We start from the raw sequence: 24,972 nt of genomic DNA, 5'->3' as shown, positions 1-24,972 counted from the left end.
ATTGATAGGCATCGCCGGTGAAGGAAGTCGGAGGCGGATTTTCTGGTTACACTATGTAAAGGCGCCGGCTGTTAGGCTCGCTGTTTTACCATCACATAGGAGGTGACGTTGATGAATGCACCAAGTCCAGGTGCTTTGCGCCTTGGTTCCGCCATGGTTTTTGCCACGCTGATGGGGGCTTCTGGGGCGGTGTTCGCCGATGCCGAGCGTCTCGAAACCGAACTTCGTACCCTATTCGGCGGCCATGGCAGCGTCGAGGTTGGCGACGTCTCCAGTGCCATGCTGCGCTCCCGCGTCACGGCCCAAGACGTCGTCTTCGAGTCCGAGGAGGGTGAGCGTCTGCTAATCGACAGCTATGAGGTCAGCGGGAACTACGACAGCCCCGACGAGGTCACCCTGAAAGGCGTGCGCATCGAGGATAGTCTCACCGAGCTGATGCTGATGAGTGCCGAGCGTATCGTGCTCGGCAAGCCTTCGCGAGCGGTCTTTGCCCTGGACGACAGCCTGGCGGCGGAAGAAGTTCGCATCGGCAGCCTGGCCATTGATGACATCGTCATCGACCTGGCCTCGGAAATTGCCGAGGATCTCTTTTACGGTACGCCTTTCAAGGCTAGCCAAGGCCGCATGACCATCGACAGGGTGCGTGGCCAGTCGCTGTCGAACGACGCCATTGGCATGCTGGAAATTATCGGCGTGGCGGGTTCGGGGGAAGACCTCGACGAGTTCGGCTCCGGCTCATTCACACTGGCCTCCCTTCGCTTCGAAGGCCTGAGCGGGTTGGATATCGACGGTGAGGAGCAGTTGGACTCGCTGGTGCTGCGCGACTTCACGGTCGAGTCCGACCAGTTGGTCGGCAGCCTATCGCTGCTGGATGTCGATGGCGACTTCTCCGACGGTGAGGGAGGGGTGCGCCTCGAAGGCTTCCATATCAACCTGGCGCGCATGATCGAAATGGCGCCGGAAGACGAGCGGACCGAGCTGCGGATGGCCAGTAACGTCCTGACCGACGGTACCGGTGAGCTGCGTGTCGACGCTGCCTTCCTGGGAAGCTGGGAGGAGGGCGCCGAACATAATGTTCTGATCAGCGACAGCCGTATCGAGCTGCATGATGCGCTGAGTTTGATGCTAGACATCAACCTGCCGGTGGTGCTGCCGCAGGGTGTGGAGCCTGCTGATGTCTTTGCCGATATCGACTGGCTGGAAGCCGCGACCCTGCTGGGGGGCGACATTCGCCTGTCGCTTGCGAATCAGGGGCTCTTCGGTCGCCTGGCCACCCTTGGGGCGGCCATGGAAGGGGTGACCGAGTCGCAGTACATAGAGCAGGCGCGCACCCAGGCCCGAGGGCTCGGCATGATGTTCGGCCCTCAGGTCCAGTCGGTCCTGATGGGGTTGGTGGAGCTGCTGGAAGGCGCGGCCGATGAGCTTGAAATCAGCGTCACCCTGCCTTCTGAAAGCACCATGGCCACCTACATGGTCGACCCGCTGGGGCTGCCGGACAAGCTTTCCATGAAGGTGGAAACTCGTTGATGCAGCAGCAGGGCTAAGAGGGTGTTTACAAAAGTCACGAGCGAAGGCCAGGCAAGGCGAAATCAGCTGAAAAAGCGGAGTTTACGAAGTGTAAATGAGTATTTTGAAGGTGATTTCAACGCAGCATGACCGAGCGCAGTAATTTGTAGACACCCTCTAAAGCCTGCATGAGAAATGGTGCTGCTGCCCATGACGGCCTTTCAAGTGAAAGCCGCCATGGGCTGGGGTATCATGGCGCATCCTGATTCCCCCCGTGATGCGAGGTTCCCCGCCGATGTTCAGCCGTGACATGACGATTGCCGGTTTCGATGATGTCTTGTTCGATGCGATGCAAAAAGAGGTCGCTCGCCAGGAAGCACATATCGAGCTGATTGCTTCCGAGAACTATGCCAGTCCCCGCGTTCTCGAAGCCCAGGGCAGCCAGCTGACCAACAAGTACGCGGAAGGCTACCCCGGCAAGCGCTATTATGGCGGCTGCGAGTACGTCGACATCGTCGAGCAGCTGGCCATCGACTACGCCAAACAGCTGTTCGGTGCCTCCTACGCCAACGTCCAGCCCCACTCCGGTTCCCAGGCCAACAGTGCGGTGTTCCAGGCGCTGGTCAAACCGGGCGATACTGTACTGGGCATGAGCCTCGACGCCGGCGGCCACCTGACCCACGGTGCCAAGCCCAACTTCTCCGGCAAGCACTACAACGCCGTCCAGTACGGCATCGACGACAGCGGTCGCATCGATTACGCGGAAGTGGCGAAACTGGCCCGTGAGCACAAGCCGAAGATGATCATCGCCGGCTTCTCCGCCTACTCCCAGATCATCGACTGGGCCAAGTTCCGCGAGATCGCCGACGAGGTGGGTGCCTATCTTCTGGTCGACATGGCCCATGTGGCCGGCCTGGTGGCCGCTGGCGTCTACCCGACCCCGCTGCCCCACGCCCATGTGGTCACCACTACCACCCACAAGACCCTGCGCGGCCCCCGCGGCGGCCTGATTCTCTCCAGCGAAGGCGACGCCGAGATCGAGAAGAAACTGCAGTCCGCGGTCTTCCCCGGTGGTCAAGGCGGCCCGCTGGAGCACGTCATCGCCGCCAAGGCGATCTGCTTCAAGGAAGCCATGGAGCCGGAGTTCAAAACCTACCAGCAGCAGGTGGTCAAGAATGCCCAGGCCATGGCCGGTGTGTTCATCGAGCGCGGCTACGACATCGTTTCCGGCGGCACCGAAGACCACCTCTTCCTGCTCTCGCTGATCAAGCAGGGTCTGACCGGCAAGGATGCGGACGCCGCCTTGGGGCGCGCCCACATCACCGTCAACAAGAACGCCGTGCCCGGCGACCCCCAGAGCCCCTTCGTGACCTCCGGTCTGCGCATCGGCACTCCGGCGGTCACCACCCGTGGTTTCGGTGAAGCCGAGTGCAGCGAACTGGCCGGTTGGATCTGCGACATCCTCGATGCCATGGCCAGGGGGGACGATACCGCCGCTCTGGAAGCAAAGGTGAAGGGCAAGGTCGAGGGCGTCTGCGCGAGCTTCCCCGTCTATCGCTGAGGCGAGTTGTCAGGCTCCTGGCATGGATGGACCTGTCAAGGACTCGGTTCATTGGAAATTGGCGTGAACCGGTTCTACAGGAAATGCACTGTGGGAGCCTGATCTTGCCTGCGGCCCGACGCATCGACGAATAGCGACCCAATCGCTCCAAGGCGGCAGTCGATAACACAAGCTGTACCGCCACGGTGCCGGATGGCACCCGCCGTTCGTCGAAACGCCGGACAGTTATGTCCCGGGAATCCGTTTCACAACCCCGGCGGTGGTCGTGATAGAGCGCGGATTACATCGCGTAAGGCGATTACCTCATCGTGGAGCACGTCCAGTTGCTCGGCCCTTGCCAGTTCAGCGTCGATACTATCGGCGTCGCGGCCGACGAAGAAGGTGGCGAGTTCGCGTGCTGGGCCGGTGCATTCCGAAACAACCCCCGCTTCTACCTGGTCCACGGTGAATCCGGGACTCAGGAAGCCTTCAAGTCCGCCCTGGCGGAGAGTGGTATCGAGGCGAAAGTGCCGGCCTACGGCGACCGAATCGAGCGCTAGAGCAACACGATGCCTCTCTCCCGGGCCGCGCTCAAGCGGCCCTGTTTTGCGGCAGTTCATGAACATCAAGCTGCTCATGTCTCTCTGGTTTCGCCACCGGCATTCTCTTGTGATGAAGGATTGAAGCGGCGCTCTGGTGCGTGCGGTTCTGCCAAGCTTCAAGCTGGAAAAAATTGATTAATGTCAACATGTGGCCCGATGTCGCCTGGCAGCTCTAGTGATTTAAGCTAACCTCTCTTTCTCGGGGTATGGTTATTTATATATTTCTTATAGCTATATAATTGGCGAGGAACTTGGCCTCAGAACAACATTCTGGACCGATGCCAACGCAATGAATCACATCAGAGAGGTGAGTAAATGAGCATCAAGACAACCCTTACCCTGGCCGCCGTTGCTACCGGCATGGGTCTTTCCGGTGCGGCACTCGCTGCCAGCCACGGCGACGGTCACGGCCATGAAGGCAGCGTAGAGCGTGCTCTGGTGATCCTAACCAGCGGTTCACTGCAGACCCAGGGCATGGCGATGATCCTCGCCAACGCCATGCAGCAGCAGGGCACCGAGCTGCAGATTCTGCTCTGCGACGCCGCCGGCGACTTGGCGTTGGAGGGCTATAGCAGCGAGGGAATCAACACTCCGCCGGGCCATCCCATGGAGCAGGTCACCCCGGAAGGTATCATGCAGATGATGATGGGTGAGGGCGCCAGCGTGGACGTCTGCGCCATCTACCTGCCCAACAGCGATCATGGCGAAGACGACTTCCGCGATGGCGTTGGCGTCGCCGCCCCCGGCCCCATGGCCGAGATGATGCGCGACCCGAAGATCCCCGTTTACAGTTTCTGAAGCCCTGCGCCAGCGCTGCCGAGCCGCTGATGGCCTGGAAGGCGGCGCAAGGCCATGAAGGAGAGTCATCATGGACATGAAAAGCAACGTCGGAAGTGCCGACAAGGTCGCCCGCATCGTCATCGGTGCGCTGCTGATCGGCCTGGCACTCACCGGCGTCATCGGTGCCTGGGGCTGGATCGGTATCCTGCCCCTGGCCACCGGTTTGCTCAATTTCTGCCCAGCCTATCGCCTGCTGGGCATCAATACCTGCAAGCTGAAAAAGTAATTACAGGCGCTTCTGAGAGCCATAGAGGCCCATCCACGGCGATGGGCCTCGTTTGTCGTGGTGGTTCGGCTATCGTTATTGGTGACAAAGTTGCAAGTCGCAAATGCCCAGACGTTATAACGTTATAACGTTATATGCGCTACACTGGACCTCAATCTGGAAGGCAACCACACTCATAGGAGGTAGTAGCCCATGTCCACGCCGAGCGTGACCCACTTCTTAGACGAACCCACCAACACCTTCAGCTATGTGGTGAGGGACCCTGAGAGCAGCGCCTGTGCGATTCTCGACTCGGTGCTTGATTTCGATTACGCCGCGGGGCGCACCGATGTTCGCTCCGCCGACGAAATCATCGCCTTCGTGCGCGACAATGACCTGCAGGTGGAGTGGATTCTCGAGACCCACGTGCATGCCGACCATCTCTCTGCCGCGCCCTATCTGCACGAGACGCTGGGTGGCAAGACCGGCATCGGTGCCAATATCACCGTGGTGCAGGATGTCTTCGGCAAGGCCTTCAATGCCGGCCCCGAGTTCGCCCGGGACGGCAGCCAATTCGACCGCCTCTTCGAGGAGGGCGACACCTTTGCCATCGGCAGCCTGGAAGGGCGTGTGCTGCACACACCGGGCCACACCCCTGCCTGCCTGACCTATGTGATCGGCGATACCGCCTTCGTCGGTGATACCCTGTTCATGCCCGACTACGGTACTGCCCGCTGCGACTTCCCCGGTGGCGATGCCCGCACCTTGTACCGTTCCATCCAGAAGGTGCTGGCTTTGCCGGGCGAGACCCGAATCTTCCTGTGTCACGACTACAAGGCACCGGAACGCGAGGAGTATCAGCATCAAACCAGCGTGACCGAGCAGCGCGTACAGAACGTGCATGTGCACGAAGGGATCAGCGAGGAGGAGTTCGTCCGGATGCGTACCGAACGTGACGCCACCCTCGACATGCCGAAGCTGATTATCCCCTCGGTTCAGGTCAACATGCGCGCCGGCCATATGCCGCCGCCCGAGGACAACGGCCAGGTATACCTCAAGGTGCCGATCAACAAATTCTGAGTGGTCAAGGAGACGCAGCGTATGCATATTCAAAAGTTGGAGACCGGTTTTTCCATCGCCGATGCCGTGGCCCCTCAGGACCTCGAGGAGGTCGCCCGGCGGGGATTCAAGGCGGTGATCTGCAATCGCCGTCCCGGCGAGGCCGAGGATCATCCCGACGACCGTGCCCTGAGTGAGAAGGCCGCTGAACTGGGTCTGGAGTGGCGCTGTATCCCGGTCAAACCGGGCGAATACAGCGATGCTGATATCGCGGCATTCGGCCAAGCCCTCGATGCGCTACCCTCGCCGATTCTGGCCTTTTGCAGGACCGGCAAGCGAGCTGTGCACCTCTGGGCGCATGCCCGCTGCAAGGACGCCACCTGTGATATTCCCGCCCTGATGGCGGTGGCCCGTGCAGCCGGCCATGACCTGGAAGAGCGGCGTGCGTTGCTGGAAGCTGGTGCCGGGCAAGACTGATCAATGAACCCTCGGCGCTACCTTCCGATCCTGCAGTGGCTGCCTGGCTATGGCTGAGCCACCCTGGGGAGCGATCTGCTGGCGGCGGTGATTGTCACCGTCATGCTGATGCCGCAGTCGCTGGCCTATGCCATGCTGGCCGGGTTGCCGCCGGAGGTGGGGCGATACGCCAGCATCGCGCCGCGGGTGATCTATGCCGTCTTCGGCACCGGTCTGAGTAGCGGCGGCACCAGTATTCATGGGGTGTGCGGCCGGGCTCGGGCCTTACCCGCACGCTGAACGTCTCGTCGTCATCGCGCCCACCTCGCGTCCGCACGGTGGGTGCGACATTCTGTCACATGGTGGAGTAGGGGCTAACAATATATATAATAGTATAATGATAATATAGCATGAGCGGGTGAGGCAGACTCTTCCGTCAACCCAGTGCAAGAGAGTGTGACCATGCCGGATACCTCACGGCTTGATATCAATGAAATGCGCGGCGCCGCCGCATCCGCCACTGGCCTGCTGCGGGCGCNGGCGCCGCCGCATCCGCCACTGGCCTGCTGCGGGCGCTGGCCCATGAGGATCGCCTGCTGCTGCTATGTCAGCTGAGCCAGGAAGAGCTCTGCGTCAGCGACCTGGAGGCGCGGCTGAAGATTTACCAGCCGAGCCTCTCGCAGCAGCTCGGTGTGTTGCGCAAGCAGGGCCTGGTCACCACCCGGCGCGAGGGCAAGCACATCTTCTACCGTATCGCCGACGCCAGGGCGTTGGCACTGTTGCAGGTGCTCTATCAGCAGTTCTGCATCCAGCCCGAAGGGGATACACCGCTTGCCCAGTCGCCGGAATACATCGACTGATTCCACCGCTTCATCGGAGACCCCGCTCATGGGAAAAACCATCGCACGGTTCAGCATGCGCCACTACCGCAGGGTGTTTCTCGCCTTGCTGGTATTGGTGGTGGCGCTGGGCGCACTGATTCCGCGCATCGTCATTGATACCGACCCCGAGAACATGCTGGCGACGGACCAGCCGGCGCGGGTGTTCGATGCGCGCGTGGCCGAGCGTTTCGACCTCTACGACACCATCGTGGTGGGGCTGGTCAGCGAGCGGCCGGAGACGGGCATCTACCATCCCGAGTCGCTTGCCGGGCTGCATGCCCTGACACGGGCCATCCAGGCCATGGACGGGGTGGTGGCCGACGAGGTGATGTCGCTGGCCACCGTCGATAACGTCGAGCAGATCTCACCCGGCACCATCAGCTTCGACTGGCTGATGGGCACCCCGCCCGAGACGCCGGAAGCCGCCGCCGAATTGCGCGAGGCGGTGGAGCGGCTGCCTATGTTCCTGGGCTCGTTGGTCTCGGAGGACGGCCGGGCCGCCGGCATCTTCGTACCCCTCGAGGACAAGAACGACAGCCACCGCATCGCCACCCAGATCGAGGCCGTGGTCGGCGAGCTCGGTATCGAGGAGGTGGTGCACATCACCGGCCAGCCCGTGGCCCAGGACACCTTCGGCGTGCAGATGTTCGAACAGATGGCGATCTCCGCGCCGCTTGCCGGCCTACTGATCTTCGTGGTGATGGTCTACTTCTTCCGCAGCGTGCCGCTGGTGGTGGCGCCCATGCTGCTGGCAATGGCCACTGTGATCGCCACCATGGGCCTGCTGATCGGCCTGGGCTACACCGTGCACATCATGAGCTCGATGATCCCGATCTTCCTGATGCCCATCGCCGTGGTGGACTCGGTGCACGTGATGTCGGACTTCTCCGACCGCTGCCGGGCCGGCAGTGATCCGCGCGAGGTGATGGCCGAGGTGATCCAGGAACTCTACAAGCCGATTGTCTTCACCTCGCTGACCACCAGCGTCGGCTTCGCCTCGCTGATGCTCTCGCCGATCCCGCCGGTGCAGGTGTTCGGCGCCTTCGTGGCCTTCGGCGTGCTGCTGGCCATGGTGCTCTCCCTGACCTTCCTGCCGGCCTACGTCGCCGCGCTGCCGGCCAGCACCATCGAGGCGATGGTAGCGCGGGTACACCGCCACGAGCGAGAGGGCACGGGAGCCGACTGCCGGTTGTGCCGTTTCGTCACCGCCGTCGGTCGCCTGGCGACACGTCGCGGCCGGGTGCTGCTGGTGCTCTTTCTGGGGCTACTGGGCGTTGCCGTCTACGGCATCACCCAGATCCAGATCAACGACAACCCTACCCGCTGGTTCAAGTCGAGCCACGACATCCGCATTGCCGACCGCGTGCTCAACCAGCACTTTGCCGGCACCTACGAGGCCTACCTGGTGCTCGAGGATCGCGCCACTGGGGACCTGGTGAGCCTGCTGTCCGAACGGGCCGAGCCGGTGCTGGCCGAGGCCGGCGTGAGTCTCGAAACGGAATGGGCGAGCCTGCTGGCCGAGAGCCGCGGCGCTGATGCCCAGGCGACCCTGGACAACCTGATGTTCGCCATCGACGATCGTCTCTTCGCAGTGGACGCCGACGCGGCCCGCTGGTGGGAGCGGTTGCTGGAGGTCACCGAGGCGCTGAGAAGCGAGGCGCTGACCTTCCAGGATCCCGAAATCCTGCGTTACCTGGCCGACCTGCAGGCGCATCTGGAAACAGAAGGGGTCGTGGGCAAGGCCAATTCGCTGGCCGACCTGGTGCGCACCGTGAACCGCGAGCTGGTCAGCGGCGAGGCGGTGGATTTCCGCATTCCGGACAGCGCCGCCGGCGTGGCCCAGGCGATCCTCAGCTACCAGTCGTCACACCGCCCGGGTGACCTGTGGCATTTCGTGGCCAGCGACTACCGCTCGGCCAATGTCTGGCTGCAGCTGCCCAGTGGCGATAACCAGGACATGCAGCGCTTGCTCGCCGCCGTCGATGCCTATGTCGACGCCTATCCGCTGCCCGAGGGCCTGGCCCTGGAGTGGGCGGGCAGCACCTACATCAACCTGGTGTGGCAGGGTGAGATGGTCAAGGGGATGCTGCTGGCGCTGCTCTCCGCCTTCGCCGTGGTGCTGGTGATGATGGTGGGGCTGTTTCGCTCGCTGTGGTACGGCGTGCTCGCCATGCTGCCGCTGACACTGACCGTGTCGCTGCTCTATGGCGTGATGGGGCTGATTGGCAAGGACTTCGACATGCCGGTAGCGGTGCTCTCGGCGCTCAGCCTGGGGCTCTCGGTCGACTTCGCTATCCACTTCATCCAGCGCCTGCGCGAGGCGGTAGCCGAGGCCGGCGGCGACTGGCGCGAGGGGCTGGCGCGGGTATTCGAGGAGCCGGCACGCGCCATTACCCGCAATGCCATCGTCATCGCGCTGGGTTTCACGCCACTGCTGGTGGCGCCACTGATGCCCTACGTCACGGTGGGCATTTTCCTGGCTAGCATCATGGCAGTGTCGGCGATGGTGACTCTACTGATGCTGCCCGCCGTGGTCAGTACCTGGCCCCGGCGCTTCTTTGGCACAACCGCCGCTGTGGGAGCCGAATCGGGTTCCGCCACCGGCAAGGAGGTATGAGATGAATGTTGTCCGCCTGTTTCGACATCCCCGAGCCGCCCGCCACGCCCTGCTAGCCGGGCTGGGTGCCCTGGCCCTGGTTGCCGTCAGCGCTCAGGCGCAGGCGCCCGACGCGAGTGACATCGTCGAGCGTGCCAATCAGGCCGCATTCTATGCCGGCGACGATGGCCGCAGCGAAGCGCGAATGCACATCCTCGACGGCAGCGGGCGCGAGCAGGTGCGCCAGTTCACCCTGCTGCGCCGCGACGGCGAGGATGGCCGTCAGCGCTACCTGGTGACCTTCAGCCGTCCGGCCGACGTTCGCGGCACGGTATTCCTGGTGCACAAGAACCCCGGTGCCGACGACGACCGCTGGCTCTACCTGCCTGGGCTCGACCTGGTGCGACGCATTGCCCCCGGCGACAAGCGCACTAGCTTCGTCGGCTCCCACGTGTTCTACGAGGACGTCTCGGGCCGCCACCTGGAAGACGACACCCATGAGCTCATTGAGACCACCGACGAGCACTACGTAGTGAAAAGCACGCCCAAGGCCCCCGGTAGCGTCGAGTTCGCCCACTTCACCACCTGGATCGACCGCGACACCTGGCTGCCCATGCGCAGTGAGTACACACGAGCCGACGGGCATGTCTATCGCCGCATGCAAATTCAGGAAGTGCAAGAGATCGACGGCTACCCCACCGGCACGCGCATGCGCATGGAAGACCTCAATTCCGGTGGCCACACCCTGGTGGAGTTCCGCTTCAGCGCCTACGACCTGGGCATTCCCGAGTCGGTGTTCACCGAACGCTCGTTGCGCAACCCGCCGCGGCAATGGCTGGAGCGGCAGTGATGAAGGCCTGGTCCAAGACAAAAGAGCGAGCTTACGTGACGACGGTGCTGATCCTGCTGCTCTCCGCCGCGCCCTTGGCCGCCCAGGACGACTGGGGCGACGACCCCTGGAGCGAGGAGGCCTCGGCCTTCTCCTGGTACGGCTTCGTCGAGGGCGCCAGCGCCTGGCGTACGCAGGGCAACCCCGCCATCGATGACGACATGACCTTGCAGGAAGTGCGCCTGCAGCTCGAGGGCGAGTACCTGGCTGACTGGGGTACCCTCAGCCTCAAGGCAGATGGCGTGGCTGACGGCATCGAGGACGAGCTCACCGGCGAAGTGCGCGAGGCGCTGGTCAGTTTCTCGCCCGCCGAGCGGCTCGACGTGCGTCTGGGGCGTCAGGTGCTGACCTGGGGCACCGGTGACCTGCTGTTTGTCAACGACCTCTTCCCCAAGGACTGGCAGTCGTTCCTGGCTGGTCGCGACGACGAGTACCTCAAGGCGCCGAGCGACGCCGCGCGCTTCAGCTGGTACGGCGGGGTGGTCAACCTCGATGCCGTGGTGACACCGCGCTTCGAGCCCGACCGCTACGTGGATGGTTCGCGACTCTCCTACTACGACACGTCACGCGGCGCGATCGTTGGCGCCCCGCCGACACTGACGGCCGATCAACCCTCACGCACGGCCGACAACGCGGAACTGGCGCTGCGTCTCCACGGCCTGGCCGGTGCCCAGGAGTGGGCGCTCTACGGCTATCGCGGCTTCTTCGGCCAGCCCACGGCCTTCGACCCCGAGCGCGGAGTGGCCACCTTCGCGCGGCTCAACAGCCTGGGCGCGAGCCTGCGCGGGCCGCTCAAGGGCGGCATCTACCACCTGGAGACCGCCTGGTACGACTCCGTCGACGACCGCGGCGGCAGCGACCCCAATGTACCCAACAGCGAGCTGCGCCTGCTGGGTGGTTACGAGCGCGAGATGGCCACGAACTTCACGGTAGGAACCCAGTACTACCTGGATTGGCTCCAGGACCATGACGCTTACGAAGAGAGCTTTCCGTTCGCGGCCGAGGATCAGCGCGACGAGCTTCGCCACTTGGTTACCCTGCGCCTGACCTACCGCATGCTGCGCGACAACCTGATCCTCGGCGTCATGAATTTCTATTCGCCCAGCGACGAAGATGCCTTCATTCGGCCCACCGTCACCTGGCGCTACAGCGACAACCTGCAGTTCAACGCCGGTGCCAACCTGTTCAGTGGACAACAGGACGGCACCTTCTACGGACAGTTCGAGGAGAACTCGAGTGTCTTCCTGCGTGCTCGCCATAGCTTTTGACCCCGCACCACCACCCAAGGAGAAAGACCATGACCCTCAATGAAGCCCTCCGCCTGATCGCTGGCACCTTCGTGCTGCTCACCGTGCTGCTCGGCTATTTCGTGCACCCTGGCTGGTTCCTGTTCACTGGTTTTGTGGCACTGAACCTGATCCAGTCCGCCTTCACCCGTTGGTGCCCGATGATTACCCTGCTGCGCAAGCTGGGCTTGCCCGAGTCGCGTTGAGGCGCCTGGGGGTTGACCAAGCCACCTCGTCCGAGCCGCCATCGCCCGGGTGTGGCGTTTCTCGTCAGGGGTGCGCACCGCCCATCATTTCGCGCAGCTTCGCCGCCTCCGGCATGCCGTCCACCCGCTGCAGGCGGCCTTCATGCCGATACACCGTGGTGGGAGTGGCATAGAGGCCCAATTCGTCGAAGAGCTGGTTGTTGCGATACACCCTGTCCTCGATGTGGCGGGGCTGAGCCGAGGGAGTCACGCTTTCACCGCCGCTGTGGTCGTGCAGAGCAGTCACGGGATCTTCGGCGCCCAGCAGGGCAGAGGCCTTGGCCGGGCTGTCTGGTTGCAAGACGCCCACCATGATATGACGCAACTGAACATCACCGGCCTCGACCCAAGGGCGTGACTGCTGCCAGAACTGCCGGCAATAGGGGCAGTTGGGGTCGGTGAAAGTGTATACCACGTGGGGGGCGTCCGTTGGGCCATCCTGAATCCAGTGGCTCTTTTCCAATTGGTGCCACAGTTCGCCTTCCTGGGGCGCTCTCACCAGTTCGTCGAGCGGGGCCTCTGAGAGGTCGTTGCCTTCGGCATCAATCATGGTGCCGACGATGGCATGTTGACCGTTGGCCGTGACGAACACAGTCATCTCGCGGCCCTGATGGCTGGCGGCGTAGCCGACAAGTCCATCCGGGGCCTCGAATTCACCGTGAATCTCGAGTCCCTCCTCGATCAAAGCTTGAACCGGGCTCGGCCAGTCGTCGGCATGCACCGTCGAACCTACAGCGAGGAGGGGCAAGGTGGCCATGAGCAGCATGAAGCGAAGAACCATGTCGGGTTTCCTTGAGTGAAATTGCTTTCCGGTATGATGCAAGCCGCCTATTGATTGACTACCGGCTTTCTTAGCAGGTTCACCAGGCAGTCGGGAAACCGTGCGTGTCGAGTTGATGTACCCCGTCTCCTGAGGCACGACATCGTAGTAAGCTGCTCGCCTGGTTCCCTGGCGTAGCCAACGATACAGCAAGGAGTTTCATCATGGTGAAGGTTCATTCACTGCTGTTCACCGTCAGCCTTTCGTTGGTGTCGCTGACGGCGTTTGCCGATCCGCTCAATATCGTAGGCACTCAGGTGCGTGACGTTCCACCGGGCTCGCAGGTCTCTGCTGCCTTCATGTCGCTCAAGAATCCGGGGGAGCGGGATGTCGTATTAGTGAATGCTCACTCACCTGCCGCCGATGTGATGGAGTTGCATGATCATGAAGATGTCGATGGCGTGATGCAGATGCGCAAGGTGCCCAATCTTGTCGTGCCTGCTGGCGGAGCAGTCGAGCTGGCGCCCGGTGGGCTGCACCTGATGTTGATCGGGTTGTCCGCACCCTTGGAGGAGGGCGAACTCGTCGAGATCGAGCTCAGGTTCGAGTCGGGTGTATCACAGCGGTTAGAGGCGCCGGTTCGGCAAATCGTCGTGGACGGTGGGTGGCCGCAGCGTGATACGCATGATCAGGGCCACAGCCACGGAGATGATCACTGATCCTGGGCACCATGTTGTCGGTTCCCGGCATTTGGTGTCGGTGCTGGGCGACTAGCGGGCCAGAGGTTACAATACTGCACTATTGAACCACGAGCGGCCAGCAGTCGGCCGCCCCGCTTCGAATTCGGATCGATACCATGCATTGCCCCTTCTGTGGCGCCCATGATACCCGCGTGACCGATTCCCGCCTGGTGGCCGAGGGCGACCAGGTGCGCCGCCGCCGCCAGTGCACCGATTGCGGCGAGCGTTTTACCACCTACGAGACCGCTGAACTGGTCATGCCCAGGGTGGTCAAGGCCGACGGTTCCCGGGAAACCTTCGACGAGAAGAAGCTGCGTGCCGGCATGCTGCGTGCGCTGGAGAAGCGCCCGGTCAGTGCCGAGTCAATCGAGGCCGCCGTGGAGCGGATTCGCCAACGGCTGCGCGGCAGTGGCGAACGCGAGATCCAGGCACGGGATATCGGCGAGGCGGTGATGCAGGCGCTCAAGCGTCTCGATCAGGTAGCCTTCATTCGCTTTGCTTCCGTCTATCGTCGCTTTCAGGATGTCGACGAGTTTCGCGCCGAGATCGACCGCCTGTCGCGTGAGCCCGGGTTCCCGCCGGGAACCGCCGACGACAGCGAGCGCTGAGTTCCGTTTTTCTGTTTTTGCCAGGGAGTGACATGGCCAAGCCCACCGCTGCCGCCTGGATGGCTCGGGCGCTTCAATTGGCCCGCCGCGGCCTCTATACCACCGACCCCAACCCCCGCGTGGGCTGTGTCCTGGTCAAGGGCGGTCGCCTGGTGGGGGAGGGCTGGCACGAGCGTGCCGGTGAGCCCCACGCGGAAGTCCATGCACTGGACATGGCCGGGGATTCTGCGCGAGGAGCGACTGCCTACGTGACCCTGGAGCCCTGCTCCCACCAGGGTCGTACCGGTCCCTGTGCCGTGGCATTGATCGACGCCGGGGTGAAGCGGGTGGTGCTTGCCATGGGCGACCCCAATCCGGAGGTGGCCGGCCGCGGCATCGCCATGCTGCGCGAGGCGGGAGTCGAGGTAGAGGTCGGGCTGCTGGAGGAGGAGGCCAGGGCGCTCAATCCCGGTTTCCTGTCGCGCATGACACGAAACCGGCCCTTCGTGCGACTGAAGATGGCCATGAGCCTGGATGGGCGCACGGCGATGGAATCGGGTGAATCGCAGTGGATTACCGGCCCCCACGCCCGTACTGAAGTCCAGCGCCTTCGCGCTCGCTCCAGCGCGGTGCTGACCGGCGTCGACTCGGTCATCTTCGACAATTCACGGCTGACCGTGCGAGCGAGCCAGTTGGGCCTGGACGATGCCGATGCCATCGCTCGGCGCCAGCCGCTGCGGGTCGTGGTCGACACCCAGTTGCGCCTGCCCCAGGCCGCGGCCTGCCTGCGCGAGCCCGGGCGCACGCTGGTGGCGACGGTGATGGGCCACGATGCCGAGCGCCGTGCCCGACTGGAAGCCGCCGGCGCCGAGATACTGGTGCTCCCGGCGGATCAGAATGGCCGGGTCGATCTTGTCGCCCTGTTGCGTTACCTGGCCGAGCAGGAACTGGTCAACGAGGCGTTGCTGGAAACCGGCGCCACCCTGGCCGGCGCGATGCTCGATGCCGGCCTGGTCGACGAAATGCAGCTGTTCGTGGCACCGACCTTGCTGGGTGGCGAGGCGCGGCCGCTGTTCGCCTTGCCGGGACTGACCCGCATGGCCCAGCAGCGCCCGCTGGATATTCTCGATATCCGCGCCATCGGTCGCGACTGGCGTATCACTGCGCGGCCCGGGCGGCTTCAGGACTGAGTTCATCAGGGCGCCGGGAACCACTCGGGGAGGAGGTCTTTTTCCAGGGATGGGAAAAGGAGCGTCCAGGGAAGGATTCACAGCGCCTCCTCACCGAGTTTTGTTCCCGGGACAGCCCGCTCGCTACAGAAATTAGCGCCGAACCAAGGGTGCTCACTACTGGCGCCCGACGCCGAGCCAAGGTACCCTGACGCCCATTCGAGGCGGGGCATAGAACTTTAGTAACGCGCATTAGTCACGTACTTTGGCAACGTCCCAGGTGCAGTACTGCAACGCCTTTTAGCTGAATCAATCGGAGATTCCATGGTGCAATCTTCCCGCGGGGGCCTCGCTTCCATAGAAGACCTGATCGAGGACATTCGTCAGGGCAAGATGGTGATCCTCATGGATGATGAGGATCGTGAGAACGAGGGCGATATCATCATGGCCGCCGAGAAGGTCGGGGCCGAGCATATCAACTTCATGGCACGCCATGCCCGGGGCCTGATCTGCATGCCGATGACGCGCGAGCGTTGCGAGCGGCTCAAGTTGCCGCTGATGGTGAGCGACAACGGTTCGGGCTTCGGCACCAAGTTTACCCTCTCCATCGAGGCGGCCGAGGGAGTGACCACGGGCATTTCTGCCGCCGATCGGGCACGCACCGTGCAGGCGGCAGCGGCGCGCAATGCCCGGGCCGAGGATATCGTGCAGCCCGGTCACATCTTTCCGCTGATGGCCGAGCCCGGCGGCGTGCTGCGTCGTGCCGGACATACCGAGGCGGCCTGCGATCTGGCGGCGCTGGCCGGTTGCGACCCCAGCGGTGTGATCTGCGAAGTCATGAACGATGATGGCAGTATGGCCCGTCGCCCGGAGCTCGAGCGGTTCGCCGCCGAGCACGGTTTGAAGATGGGCACCATCGCCGATCTGATTCACTATCGCATTCATAATGAGCAGACGGTGGAGCCGGTGGAGTCGACGCCGGTCAACACGGCCGTGGGCGAGCTGACGCTGCATGTCTTTCGCGATCGTATTCAGGGCGCGCATCATGTGGCGCTGGTCAAGGGCACCCCCACCCCCGAGACCCTGACCACGGTGCGGGTACACCTGGCCGATACCATGCGGGATCTGCTGGGTCTGCAGAAGGGCGAAGGCAAGAACTGGACCACGCACAGTGCGCTAGAGGAAGTGGCCCGCGTCGACCAGGGTGTCTTCGTTCTTCTGGACGATGGCCGCCCGCACCAGGACTTCCGTGACCAGTTCGAGGTGTTCATGGAGCGTCGCCGCCTGCCTCGCACCAGCGACTCGGACGGCGCCGGCAACTACCTTACCATTGGCACGGGCTCTCAGATCCTGCGTCATCTCGGGGTGGGGCGGATGCGGCTACTCAGTTCGCCGTGGAAGTTCTCTGCCCTGTCCGGTTTCGATCTCGAAGTGATCGAACTGATTGCACCGGGCGACAGTGAGGCTGGCGACGAGATCTGAGTCGGTCGCAGTCTGACACTAAGATAAAACTCGGCCCACCCTCGGGGTGCGCTCTGTCGATTCAGCAGGATCCAAACCGATTTCAGCAGGACTATTTTCAGGAATTAGCGATGCATACCTTGTCTCAGTTGGAAGGCAACTTCGTCGATGTCGACGGCCGCTACGTGATCGTGGTGGGGCGTTTCAATCATCATGTGGTCGACAGCCTGGTGGAAGGTGCCGTGGATATCCTGATGCGCCACGGGGTGGATGCCGACCACATCGATATCGTCCATGTGCCGGGTGCCTGGGAGCTGCCGTTGGCCGTTAAGCGGGCCCTGCAGGTGGCCAAACCCGACGCGGTAATCGCACTGGGTGCGGTGATTCGTGGCGGTACGCCACACTTTGAATATGTTGCGGGCGGTTGCAATTCGGCGCTCGGCAGCCTGCAACTGGAGTTCGATACCCCTATTTCCAACGGGGTGCTGACCGTCAATTCCATCGAGCAGGCCATCGAGCGTTCCGGCACCAAGGCGGGCAACAAGGGAGCCGAGGCGGCCATGGCGGCCATGGAGATGGTGTCGCTGCTGCGCGGCTTCGGTGACGTCGGAGAAAGCCATGAGTGAGCCACGCCCCAAGCGCTCCCCATCGACGGGCCAGCAGAAGAGGCGTGCAGCCCGCGAGTTGGCCGTCCAGGGGCTTTATCAGTGGCATATGACCGGCAAGTCCATCTCGGCAGTGGAGTCGGAGTTCCGTAGCCAGTTGCCCGACGAGGACATGGAGGATCATGAAAACTGGGCCAAGGTCATGGAGATCGCCGACCTGGCTCTCTTTCACGACCTGCTGCATAACGTGGCACGCTATTGCGGCGACCTGGATGCCGCTATCGGTCCGCTGCTCGACCGGCGTATCGAGGAGTTGGATCCCATCGAGCTGACCATACTCCGGCTCGGTGCCTACGAATTGTCCCATCGCCTGGATGTCCCCTACCGGGCGGTGATCAACGAGGGCGTCGAACTGGCCAAGTCCTTTGGCGCCACCGACGGCCACAAGTACGTCAATGGCATCCTCGACAAGCTGGCATCACGACTGCGTTGTGCCGAGGTCAGCGCGCGTCGCCGCTGAAGGTATCAAGTGACCAGTGAATTCGAGCTGATCGCCCGTTACTTTACGCCTGCCGCTCCAGGCTCACGGGCTGGTGTCGCGCTTGGTGTAGGCGATGACTGCGCATTGCTGGTACCCCAGAGTGGGGCGCGGCTCGCTGTCAGCGTCGATACGTCGGTGGCTGAGGTTCACTTTCCTTCCGCTGCCCCGGCTGAGGCGATTGGCCACCGGGCGCTGGCGGTCAGTCTCAGTGACCTGGCGGCCATGGGCGCCGAGGCGCGCTGGTGTCTGATGGCGCTGGCCATGGCTGATGCCGACGAGGCTTGGCTGGCCGATTTTGCCCGCGGTTTTCATGGCCTTTGTGCGATAACCGGTACCACCCTGGTCGGTGGCGACGTGACCCGCGGTGAACTGGCGATCGGAGTAACGGTAATGGGAGAAGTGCCCGAAGGGCAGGCCCTCACCCGTGGTGGATCGAGCCCTGGTGACCTGCTAGCCGTGACCGGCGCACTGGGCGGTGGCGCAGGCGGACTGGCGCTATGGCAGCGGGGCGAGAGAGACCCGGGTCATCCACTGCTGGTACGCTACCTTTGTCCACAGCCGCGCCTGGATGCAGGTCAGGCGCTGCGTGGACTGGCCAATGCGGCCATCGATATTTCCGATGGATTGCTGGCCGACCTGGGCCATGTGCTGTCCGCTTCCGGGGTGGGCGCGAGGGTCGATGTCGAGGCGCTGCCAATGGCAGAAGGGCTGCTCCAGGCCCTCGGACCTGACCGGGCACGACAGGCGGCGTTGGGTGGCGGCGATGACTACGAACTGCTGGTCAGTCTGCCTGCCGATGCCATGGATGAGGCGACCCGTCGCCTGGCCGGGCTGGGGCTGGCGCTGACGCCGGTCGGAACGGTGACGGCCGAACCAGGCCTGGCCGGGGTGGGCGATACGGCCCTCGGTGGTTGGCAGCACTTCGGGGCGGCGGATGTGAAGAGAGGCGCATAATGAATCGCTTTCCCCAGAGCGTGTGGCGACGCCCCGTTCATTTCTTTGCCTTCGGTCTCGGTAGCGGGGCCGTACCCTGGGCCCCTGGTACCTTCGGTACCCTGGCGGCCATTCCATTCTATTGGCTGATGTCCGAGCTGCCGTTGAACTGGTACCTGATTCTGGTGGCAGTCTCCTTCGTGGTAGGCATCTGGTTATGCGACAAGACCTCGCGTGATCTCGGTGTCCACGATCACTCCGGCATCGTCTGGGACGAGTTCGTCGGCTACTGGATCACCATGGCTGCGGTACCCTTTTCATGGGAAGCAGCACTCTGGGGATTCATTCTGTTTCGCATCTTCGATGTCTTCAAACCATGGCCGATTCGCTGGGCGGACCGTCGTGTAGCAGGGGGGTTCGGCATCATGATCGATGATGTCCTGGCCGGGATCTACGCCTGGAGCACGATGCATTTGTGGCTTTGGTTACACTGAATTACTGAAGATGCGATAGTTGCCGCGGTAGTTGGTGTAATAGCTGGTGCAATCGTTGATGCGATAGTTGTTGCGATAGTTGTTGCGATAGTTGTTGCGATAGTTGATGCGATAGTTGTTGCGATAGTTGATGCGATAGTTGATGCGATAGTTGTTGCGATAGTTGATGCGATAGTCAAGGAAACGAAAAGGAGACGGAGCTGTGCGCAAGGAACGTCTCATTGTCCCGCTGCTGGTATTGTTGTTGGTGGCCTGGCTGGCAGGGCAGGCCATTTCCAGCCACTTCTTCGAACGCGAAATGGCACGAGCACTCAATGATCTCGAGGCAAGAGGTGAGGTGATCGTGGCGCGTTCAGAGGTAGAGCAGGGCTGGTGGTCCTCGACCGGACGCATTCACTTGGCACCGTTGCTGGGGGATGTTTGGCAGTTGGAGCTGACCTACAGGGCGCGGCACGGCGTGCTCAATACGCACTTGAACGGTGAAGCGATGCTGCGCCATGGCCCGGATGCCGTGCAGCTCTTCGGTGACCTGCTGGCATCGTCGCCCCCGCTCTGGCAGGCCAGCTATCACACCCTGACCGGCACCCTGGAAGGTGGGCTTCGTCTCTCACCCTTGCGAATCATTCAGCAGGATCGCGAACTGGTACTCGATGGTGGCCGGCTCCATTTCAGCGGCGAGCAGGGCGACTGGCGCCTCCGTGCACATCTCGATGCCTGGCGATTGACCGATGGTGTCACTAGCCTTGCAATCGGCCCCTCCACGCTCAACAGCCATTACGCCTATACCGAAGACGCCCATGCCTTCAACCAGGAGGATCGGCTGCAGATCGAGTCGATGGCCTGGCGCCAGCCTGAGCTGAGCCTGGATGCCAGCAACCTCCGCGTCACCAATCGCACGGCCTTGGATGAACAGGAGCTGAGAATGCAGCTCGATATCGACCTGGGCGAGGTGCAAACGGCAAACCAGGTACTGCTCACCGGAGAGCTGACACTGGAGCTGTCACGTCTGAATGGCGACGCCCTCCGGGCCAGCATGTTGCGGCTTCGTGAGCTGGCGGCCAGTGGTCATCATCAGCTCGATCGCCGTGAGTTTCTGGCACAGCTCGAGCCTCACATGCTTCAAGTCCTGCAGGATTCGCCACGCCTCGACCTGCTGAACCTCCAGTTGGATAGTCCCATGATGGGGCTGTCGGCACGAATCGATGGTTCGCTGTTCTTCGACGGGCGCCGACTCGACGAGTTGAGGCTGGTCGGTGTCGACGACCCGGCCATGCAGGCGCGTTGGCGCCGCCGCCTCGACGGCGATTTCACCTGGTATGACCTGCCGACCGTGGCAGCCCTGTGGCTTGGCTTGCCACTGGACACTCGCACCCTCGAAATCGACGTGGGGCGTGGGCAGGTGCGTGTCAACAGCCGGCCCTTACCCCAGCTATGGCGCTGAACCTGCTCGGTGCGCCCAAGCACTACCGTCCTGCTTGTCTGGCTACCTTTGTTCCCGGGTCGATTCTACGGCGCTCTGAACACACCAACCTGGATCTGCACAAAACACTGAAATAGTGGGCAGATGACTTGAAGTTGCCCGGGTGCGCCCGCATTCCTCAGGTCATACGCCGGTCCCCAGCTTCAGGAAGAGGTTTCGATGAGCGATTACGATCAGGATGAGCAGAATTGGCAAGAATCGATGCGTGATGGCACGGACGAGGCATGGTCGGGTTCTGATGGTGAAGCGCAAGAGTCTCTGAACAATGCCATGGTGCCAGCTAGCGAATACCTGCCCGAGCGTATTTACCTGCTGCCGATACACAACCGCCCCTTCTTTCCCGCCCAGGTACAGCCGCTGGTGATCAACCGCGAGCGCTGGGAAGACACTATGCGTCGGGTGGGCAAGACGCCCCACCACACCCTGGGTGTCGCCTTCGTCGGCGATTCAGGCATCGACGACCTGGGCCACGAATCGTTTCCCGAGTACGGCACGGCGGTCAAGGTTCACAAGCTGCAGGGAGAGGACCAGCAGCTGCAGTTTATTGCCCAGGGCCTCAGGCGCTTTCATATTCAGCGCTGGCTATCGAAGAAGCCGCCCTATCTGGTCGAGGTGAGTTACCCGCGGGAACCGGTCGACGCCGACGAGGACGAGACCCGTGCCTATGCCATGGCAATCATCAACGGCATCAAGGAACTGTTGCCGATCAATCCGCTCTACGGAGAAGAGCTCAAGCACTATCTCAACCGTTTCAGCCCCCATGAGCCGGGTCCGCTGACCGACTTCGCCGCGGCCATCACTTCGGCACGGGGAAGTGAGCTGCAAAAGGTACTGGAAACCCTGCCGGTGCAGGCGCGCATGGAGAAGGTGCTGCCCCTGCTGCGCAAGGAGATCGACGTTGCCCTGCTGCAGACGGAAATCAGTGAGCAGGTCAACGCCCAGATGCAGGAGCGGCAGCGGGAGTTCTTCCTGCGTGAACAGCTCAAGGTCATCCAACGTGAGCTGGGCATCTCCAAGGACGATCGCGAGAACGACGTCGATACCTTCCGTGACCGCCTTGAGAACCTGGTGGTACCGCCCAAGGTACTGACCCGCATCGAGGAGGAACTCGACAAGCTTTCGGTGCTGGAGACCGGCTCGCCGGAATATGGCACCACACGCAACTACCTTGACTGGCTGACATCGATGCCCTGGGGGGTGCGCAGCGCCGACCAGATGGACCTTGCCCATGCTCGCAAGATACTGGACCGCGATCACGATGGGCTCAAGGACGTGAAGGAGCGCATCGTCGAGTTTCTCGCCGAGGGCACCTTCAAGGGTGATGTGGGCGGCTCTATCCTGCTGCTCGTCGGCCCCCCTGGGGTGGGCAAGACCTCGGTCGGTCGTTCCATTGCCGAGGCCCTGGGGCGCCAGTTCTACCGCTTCTCGGTGGGCGGCATGCGCGATGAAGCTGAAATCAAGGGCCACCGACGCACCTACATCGGCGCCATGCCGGGCAAGCTGGTGCAGGCGCTCAAGGAGGTGGAAGTCGAAAACCCGGTGATCATGCTCGACGAGATCGACAAGATGGGGCAGTCCTTCCAGGGAGACCCGGCGTCGGCACTGCTCGAAGTGCTCGATCCTGAACAGAACATCGACTTCCTCGACCACTACCTCGACGTACGACTCGATCTTTCCAAGGTGCTCTTCGTGTGTACCGCCAATACCCTGGACTCGATTCCGGCGGCGCTGCTTGACCGCATGGAACAGATCCGCCTGTCGGGATACATCGCCGAGGAGAAGGTGGCCATCGCCAAAAACCACCTCTGGCCCAAGCTGCTCCAGCGCGACCGAATCCCCAAGAAGCGTATCAACTTGACGGATGCGGCACTGAAGCAGGTGATCGAGGGCTACGCCCGGGAGGCCGGAGTACGCCAGCTGGAGAAGCAACTTCACAGCATCGTGCGCAAGGCCGCGGTAAGGCTGCTGGAAGGCGACCAGCCGTCAGTGAAGGTGTCGGTCAAGAACCTGGAGGAGTACCTCGGTGCGCCGCTGTTCCGCCAGGAGCAGGTGCTCAAGGGGGAGGGGGTGGTTACCGGCCTGGCATGGACTTCCATGGGTGGGGCAACCCTGCCGATCGAAGCGGATAAAGTGCACTCCCTGACCCGGGGCTTCAAGCTCACCGGCAAGCTCGGTGAAGTGATGCAGGAGTCCGCCAATATCGCCTACAGCTATGCTTTGGGGCACCTGGCAGAGTATGGCGCCGACGCGGATTTCTTTGACTCCGCTTTCGTGCATCTTCACGTCCCCGAGGGGGCTACGCCCAAGGATGGCCCTTCGGCCGGGGTGACGATGACCACGGCACTGTTCTCGCTCGCCCTTCATCAGTTCATCGACCGGCCGCTGGCGATGACCGGCGAGATGACCCTGACCGGACAGGTGCTGCCGGTGGGTGGCATCCGCGAGAAGATCATCGCGGCGCGTCGCAGCAAGATCTTTGAAGTGATCCTGCCCGAGGCCAACCGGCGCGACTATGCCGAGCTGCCCGACTATCTCAAGGATGGGGTCACGGTACATTTCGCCAGGCGTTATCAGGACGTGGCCAAGGCCGCCTTCGGCTAGCCAAGCGCCAGCTCGGTAGCTGGTGGAGTCGGCACTGCCTTACAAATGGCAGTGCCGCTTCTACCGGCTGCGCCAATTACCGCCGTAAGACGCATCGTCTTTTTCTCGATGGCCAGATTCGGGTGTTCCTGTCGGAAAAAATCGGCATTATAGTTCTTTGCTGGCCTCTCCAAGGGAGACACATATGCGTCAATTCACTCCTTCTTTCACTCGCACCCTGTTGGCTTCTGCCACTGCCGTCCTGGTGGGCGCCACCGCCTTCTCCGCCCAGGCGGAAACCCGAGTGACCTACAAGTCCGCCTCTGCCGGCACCGCCTACTACCAGATGGGCGTGGAGCTCTCGGAGGCGATCCGCAAGGGTACCGACGGCGATATCCAGCTCACGCTGGAAGAGAGCCAGGGCTCGGTGCAGAACGTGATGGAAGTGATGGCCCGCCAGGGCAACTATGTCTTCACCACGCCCCCCGGTCTGGTGAAAAGTGCCATGGCTGGCGACGGACCCTTCGCCGAGCGACAGAGCCCCCGTTTCCAGGAAATTCGTGGCCTGTTCCCGATCCCGGCGATCACCATGCACTTCGTCGTGGCCGGTGGTGAGGGCGTCATCGGGATCGAGGACCTGGAAGACAAGCATATCCTGATTGGGCGTGGCACCTTCGGTGCTCGCGAAGCCGAGCGCTATCTCGAGCTGTTCGACATGATGGACCGGGTGCGGGTGGCCAGTGCCGAGATCGGCAGTGGCCCCGATGCGCTGAAGAACGGCCAGATCGATGCCTTCGTCACGGCGAGTTCCTTTCCCACACCCAACGTGATCGAGACCGCTGCGAGCATGTCGATCAGTCTGGTCAGCCTGACCGACGAGCAGATTGAGCAGACCGGTGCGGCACGCCAGACCATACCGGCTGGCACATACTCCGGCGTGGACCAGGACGTCGAGACCACCTCGCTGCCCGTCATTGCCTATACCACCACCGGCATGGACGACGACACCGCCTACACCCTGACCAAGACCTTCTGGGAGCGTCGGGATGCCATGGCGGAAGAGACGGCGTGGTGGGGAAGCATCACCCACGACATGGTCGGTAACATCGCGGGATCGCTGCACCCGGGCGCGGTGCGCTACTACGATGAAGCCGGTATCGAGATCCCCGACGAATTGCGTTAACCCCCTGTTGGGGTCGGGACTCGAGCATGCCGGGGACCGGCCCTGATCGAAAGGCTCTTTTTTCCATGTCGACATTTTCCTCTTCACCGGCGGCCGGCGAGGTCGTCGGGAGCACTCGGTCGCGGGTCCATCCGGCCTGGGTGCTGCTGGGCGGTCTCACTGTGGTCTTTCATCTGGGTCTGATTTTTTACGGTCTCACCCCGGCACTCGTCAGCCGCGGTAGTTGTCAAGGAATCTGTCGCCTCTGAGGTCATTCAGGCCGCCTGTTTTTCTGGTTCAGCGACGGTGATCTGGAGCTCCCGTTCCGGGTTGAGTGACACGGTGCCGATAGGCG

25 protein-coding genes and 1 pseudogene are annotated in these 24,972 nt (G+C 62.6%); 24 read left to right on the top strand and 2 right to left on the bottom strand.

Annotation, left to right across the window (positions count from 1 at the left end; translation table 11 throughout):
- Nucleotides 1–111: 111 nt before the first annotated feature.
- From DU490_RS13310 to DU490_RS13245, 13 genes and pseudogenes are all read left to right on the top strand, one after another.
- Nucleotides 112–1,527, top strand: a complete 1,416-nt coding sequence (locus DU490_RS13310) for a hypothetical protein (RefSeq protein WP_114574774.1) — start codon at nt 112–114, stop codon at nt 1,525–1,527.
- Nucleotides 1,528–1,801: 274 nt separating this feature from the next.
- Nucleotides 1,802–3,067: a serine hydroxymethyltransferase gene (glyA, locus tag DU490_RS13305; protein ID WP_114574773.1), complete on the top strand. Its 1,266-nt coding sequence runs from the start codon at nt 1,802–1,804 to the stop codon at nt 3,065–3,067.
- Between the two features lie 308 nt (nt 3,068–3,375).
- Nucleotides 3,376–3,606, top strand: coding sequence for an MBL fold metallo-hydrolase RNA specificity domain-containing protein (locus DU490_RS13295; protein ID WP_220270504.1), 231 nt, complete (start codon nt 3,376–3,378; stop codon nt 3,604–3,606).
- A 357-nt stretch (nt 3,607–3,963) separates the two neighbouring features.
- On the top strand, nt 3,964–4,446 hold the full coding sequence (locus tag DU490_RS13290; RefSeq protein ID WP_181870047.1) for a hypothetical protein: 483 nt from the start codon (nt 3,964–3,966) through the stop codon (nt 4,444–4,446).
- Nucleotides 4,447–4,522: 76 nt separating this feature from the next.
- A complete protein-coding gene (locus DU490_RS13285) occupies nt 4,523–4,714 on the top strand; it encodes a DUF2892 domain-containing protein (protein ID WP_114574803.1) in 192 nt (63 codons plus the stop codon).
- A 192-nt stretch (nt 4,715–4,906) separates the two neighbouring features.
- Nucleotides 4,907–5,773, top strand: a complete 867-nt coding sequence (locus tag DU490_RS13280; protein ID WP_114574771.1) for an MBL fold metallo-hydrolase — start codon at nt 4,907–4,909, stop codon at nt 5,771–5,773.
- Nucleotides 5,774–5,794: 21 nt separating this feature from the next.
- Nucleotides 5,795–6,229, top strand: coding sequence for a TIGR01244 family sulfur transferase (locus tag DU490_RS13275; RefSeq protein WP_114574770.1), 435 nt, complete (start codon nt 5,795–5,797; stop codon nt 6,227–6,229).
- Nucleotides 6,230–6,292: 63 nt separating this feature from the next.
- A pseudogene (locus DU490_RS13270) lies at nt 6,293–6,439 on the top strand (SulP family inorganic anion transporter); the annotation flags it as partial.
- A gap of 281 nt (nt 6,440–6,720) precedes the next feature.
- A complete protein-coding gene (locus DU490_RS13265; RefSeq protein ID WP_114574769.1) occupies nt 6,721–7,068 on the top strand; it encodes a metalloregulator ArsR/SmtB family transcription factor in 348 nt (115 codons plus the stop codon).
- Between the two features lie 28 nt (nt 7,069–7,096).
- Nucleotides 7,097–9,706, top strand: a complete 2,610-nt coding sequence (locus DU490_RS13260) for an RND family transporter (protein WP_114574768.1) — start codon at nt 7,097–7,099, stop codon at nt 9,704–9,706.
- A 1-nt stretch (nt 9,707) separates the two neighbouring features.
- The gene (locus tag DU490_RS13255; protein WP_114574767.1) at nt 9,708–10,535 is read left to right on the top strand and encodes an outer membrane lipoprotein-sorting protein; all 828 of its coding nucleotides are present in this window, start codon (nt 9,708–9,710) and stop codon (nt 10,533–10,535) included.
- On the top strand, nt 10,535–11,842 hold the full coding sequence (locus DU490_RS13250; RefSeq protein ID WP_114574766.1) for a hypothetical protein: 1,308 nt from the start codon (nt 10,535–10,537) through the stop codon (nt 11,840–11,842). Before DU490_RS13255 ends, DU490_RS13250 begins: the two co-directional genes overlap by 1 nt.
- A gap of 29 nt (nt 11,843–11,871) precedes the next feature.
- Entirely contained in the window at nt 11,872–12,066 is a 195-nt protein-coding gene (locus DU490_RS13245; protein ID WP_114574765.1) for a DUF2892 domain-containing protein, read from the top strand.
- Nucleotides 12,067–12,130: 64 nt separating this feature from the next.
- On the opposite strand, the gene dsbG is transcribed toward DU490_RS13245, so the two are convergent.
- Entirely contained in the window at nt 12,131–12,886 is a 756-nt protein-coding gene (dsbG, locus tag DU490_RS13240) for a thiol:disulfide interchange protein DsbG (RefSeq protein WP_114574764.1), read from the bottom strand.
- 203 nt (nt 12,887–13,089) lie between these two features.
- Between dsbG and DU490_RS13235 the strand changes: the two genes are divergently transcribed.
- The 8 genes from DU490_RS13235 to DU490_RS13200 all read left to right on the top strand — a co-directional run bounded on the left by DU490_RS13235 (nt 13,090) and on the right by DU490_RS13200 (nt 19,395).
- Complete coding sequence (locus DU490_RS13235) at nt 13,090–13,584, top strand: copper chaperone PCu(A)C (RefSeq protein WP_114574763.1); 495 nt, start codon at nt 13,090–13,092, stop codon at nt 13,582–13,584.
- Between the two features lie 137 nt (nt 13,585–13,721).
- Nucleotides 13,722–14,213: a transcriptional regulator NrdR gene (nrdR, locus tag DU490_RS13230; RefSeq protein ID WP_114574762.1), complete on the top strand. Its 492-nt coding sequence runs from the start codon at nt 13,722–13,724 to the stop codon at nt 14,211–14,213.
- Nucleotides 14,214–14,245: 32 nt separating this feature from the next.
- On the top strand, nt 14,246–15,382 hold the full coding sequence (ribD, locus tag DU490_RS13225) for a bifunctional diaminohydroxyphosphoribosylaminopyrimidine deaminase/5-amino-6-(5-phosphoribosylamino)uracil reductase RibD (RefSeq protein ID WP_114574761.1): 1,137 nt from the start codon (nt 14,246–14,248) through the stop codon (nt 15,380–15,382).
- Nucleotides 15,383–15,685: 303 nt separating this feature from the next.
- Nucleotides 15,686–16,843 (top strand): bifunctional 3,4-dihydroxy-2-butanone-4-phosphate synthase/GTP cyclohydrolase II, encoded by a 1,158-nt coding sequence (gene ribBA, locus DU490_RS13220; RefSeq protein WP_114574760.1) that lies wholly within the window; start codon nt 15,686–15,688, stop codon nt 16,841–16,843.
- Between the two features lie 110 nt (nt 16,844–16,953).
- Nucleotides 16,954–17,448 carry a 6,7-dimethyl-8-ribityllumazine synthase gene (gene ribE, locus DU490_RS13215; protein WP_114574759.1) on the top strand — a complete coding sequence of 165 codons (495 nt, stop codon included), beginning with the start codon at nt 16,954–16,956 and terminating at the stop codon, nt 17,446–17,448.
- Nucleotides 17,441–17,947, top strand: a complete 507-nt coding sequence (gene nusB, locus DU490_RS13210; protein WP_114574758.1) for a transcription antitermination factor NusB — start codon at nt 17,441–17,443, stop codon at nt 17,945–17,947. Before ribE ends, nusB begins: the two co-directional genes overlap by 8 nt.
- A 9-nt stretch (nt 17,948–17,956) precedes the next feature.
- A complete protein-coding gene (gene thiL / locus DU490_RS13205; RefSeq protein ID WP_114574757.1) occupies nt 17,957–18,922 on the top strand; it encodes a thiamine-phosphate kinase in 966 nt (321 codons plus the stop codon).
- Nucleotides 18,922–19,395 carry a phosphatidylglycerophosphatase A gene (locus DU490_RS13200; protein WP_114574756.1) on the top strand — a complete coding sequence of 158 codons (474 nt, stop codon included), beginning with the start codon at nt 18,922–18,924 and terminating at the stop codon, nt 19,393–19,395. Before thiL ends, DU490_RS13200 begins: the two co-directional genes overlap by 1 nt.
- Here the strand turns inward: DU490_RS13200 and DU490_RS17015 are convergent.
- Nucleotides 19,387–19,605 (bottom strand): hypothetical protein, encoded by a 219-nt coding sequence (locus DU490_RS17015; protein ID WP_147270464.1) that lies wholly within the window; start codon nt 19,603–19,605, stop codon nt 19,387–19,389. The genes DU490_RS13200 and DU490_RS17015 overlap by 9 nt on opposite strands.
- On the opposite strand from DU490_RS17015, the gene DU490_RS13195 reads away from it, so the two are divergent.
- The 3 genes from DU490_RS13195 to DU490_RS13180 all read left to right on the top strand — a co-directional run bounded on the left by DU490_RS13195 (nt 19,598) and on the right by DU490_RS13180 (nt 24,638).
- Entirely contained in the window at nt 19,598–20,836 is a 1,239-nt protein-coding gene (locus DU490_RS13195) for a DUF945 family protein (RefSeq protein WP_114574755.1), read from the top strand. The genes DU490_RS17015 and DU490_RS13195 overlap by 8 nt on opposite strands.
- 198 nt (nt 20,837–21,034) lie before the next feature.
- Entirely contained in the window at nt 21,035–23,476 is a 2,442-nt protein-coding gene (lon, locus tag DU490_RS13190; protein WP_220270503.1) for an endopeptidase La, read from the top strand.
- A 184-nt stretch (nt 23,477–23,660) separates the two neighbouring features.
- Entirely contained in the window at nt 23,661–24,638 is a 978-nt protein-coding gene (locus DU490_RS13180) for a TAXI family TRAP transporter solute-binding subunit (protein WP_114574753.1), read from the top strand.
- Nucleotides 24,639–24,972: the final 334 nt, after the last annotated feature.

The organism is Halomonas sp. DQ26W, assembly GCF_003339685.1.
Classification (GTDB): Bacteria; Pseudomonadota; Gammaproteobacteria; order Pseudomonadales; family Halomonadaceae; genus Halomonas.
This window is presented reverse-complemented; position numbering and strand designations above follow the sequence as displayed.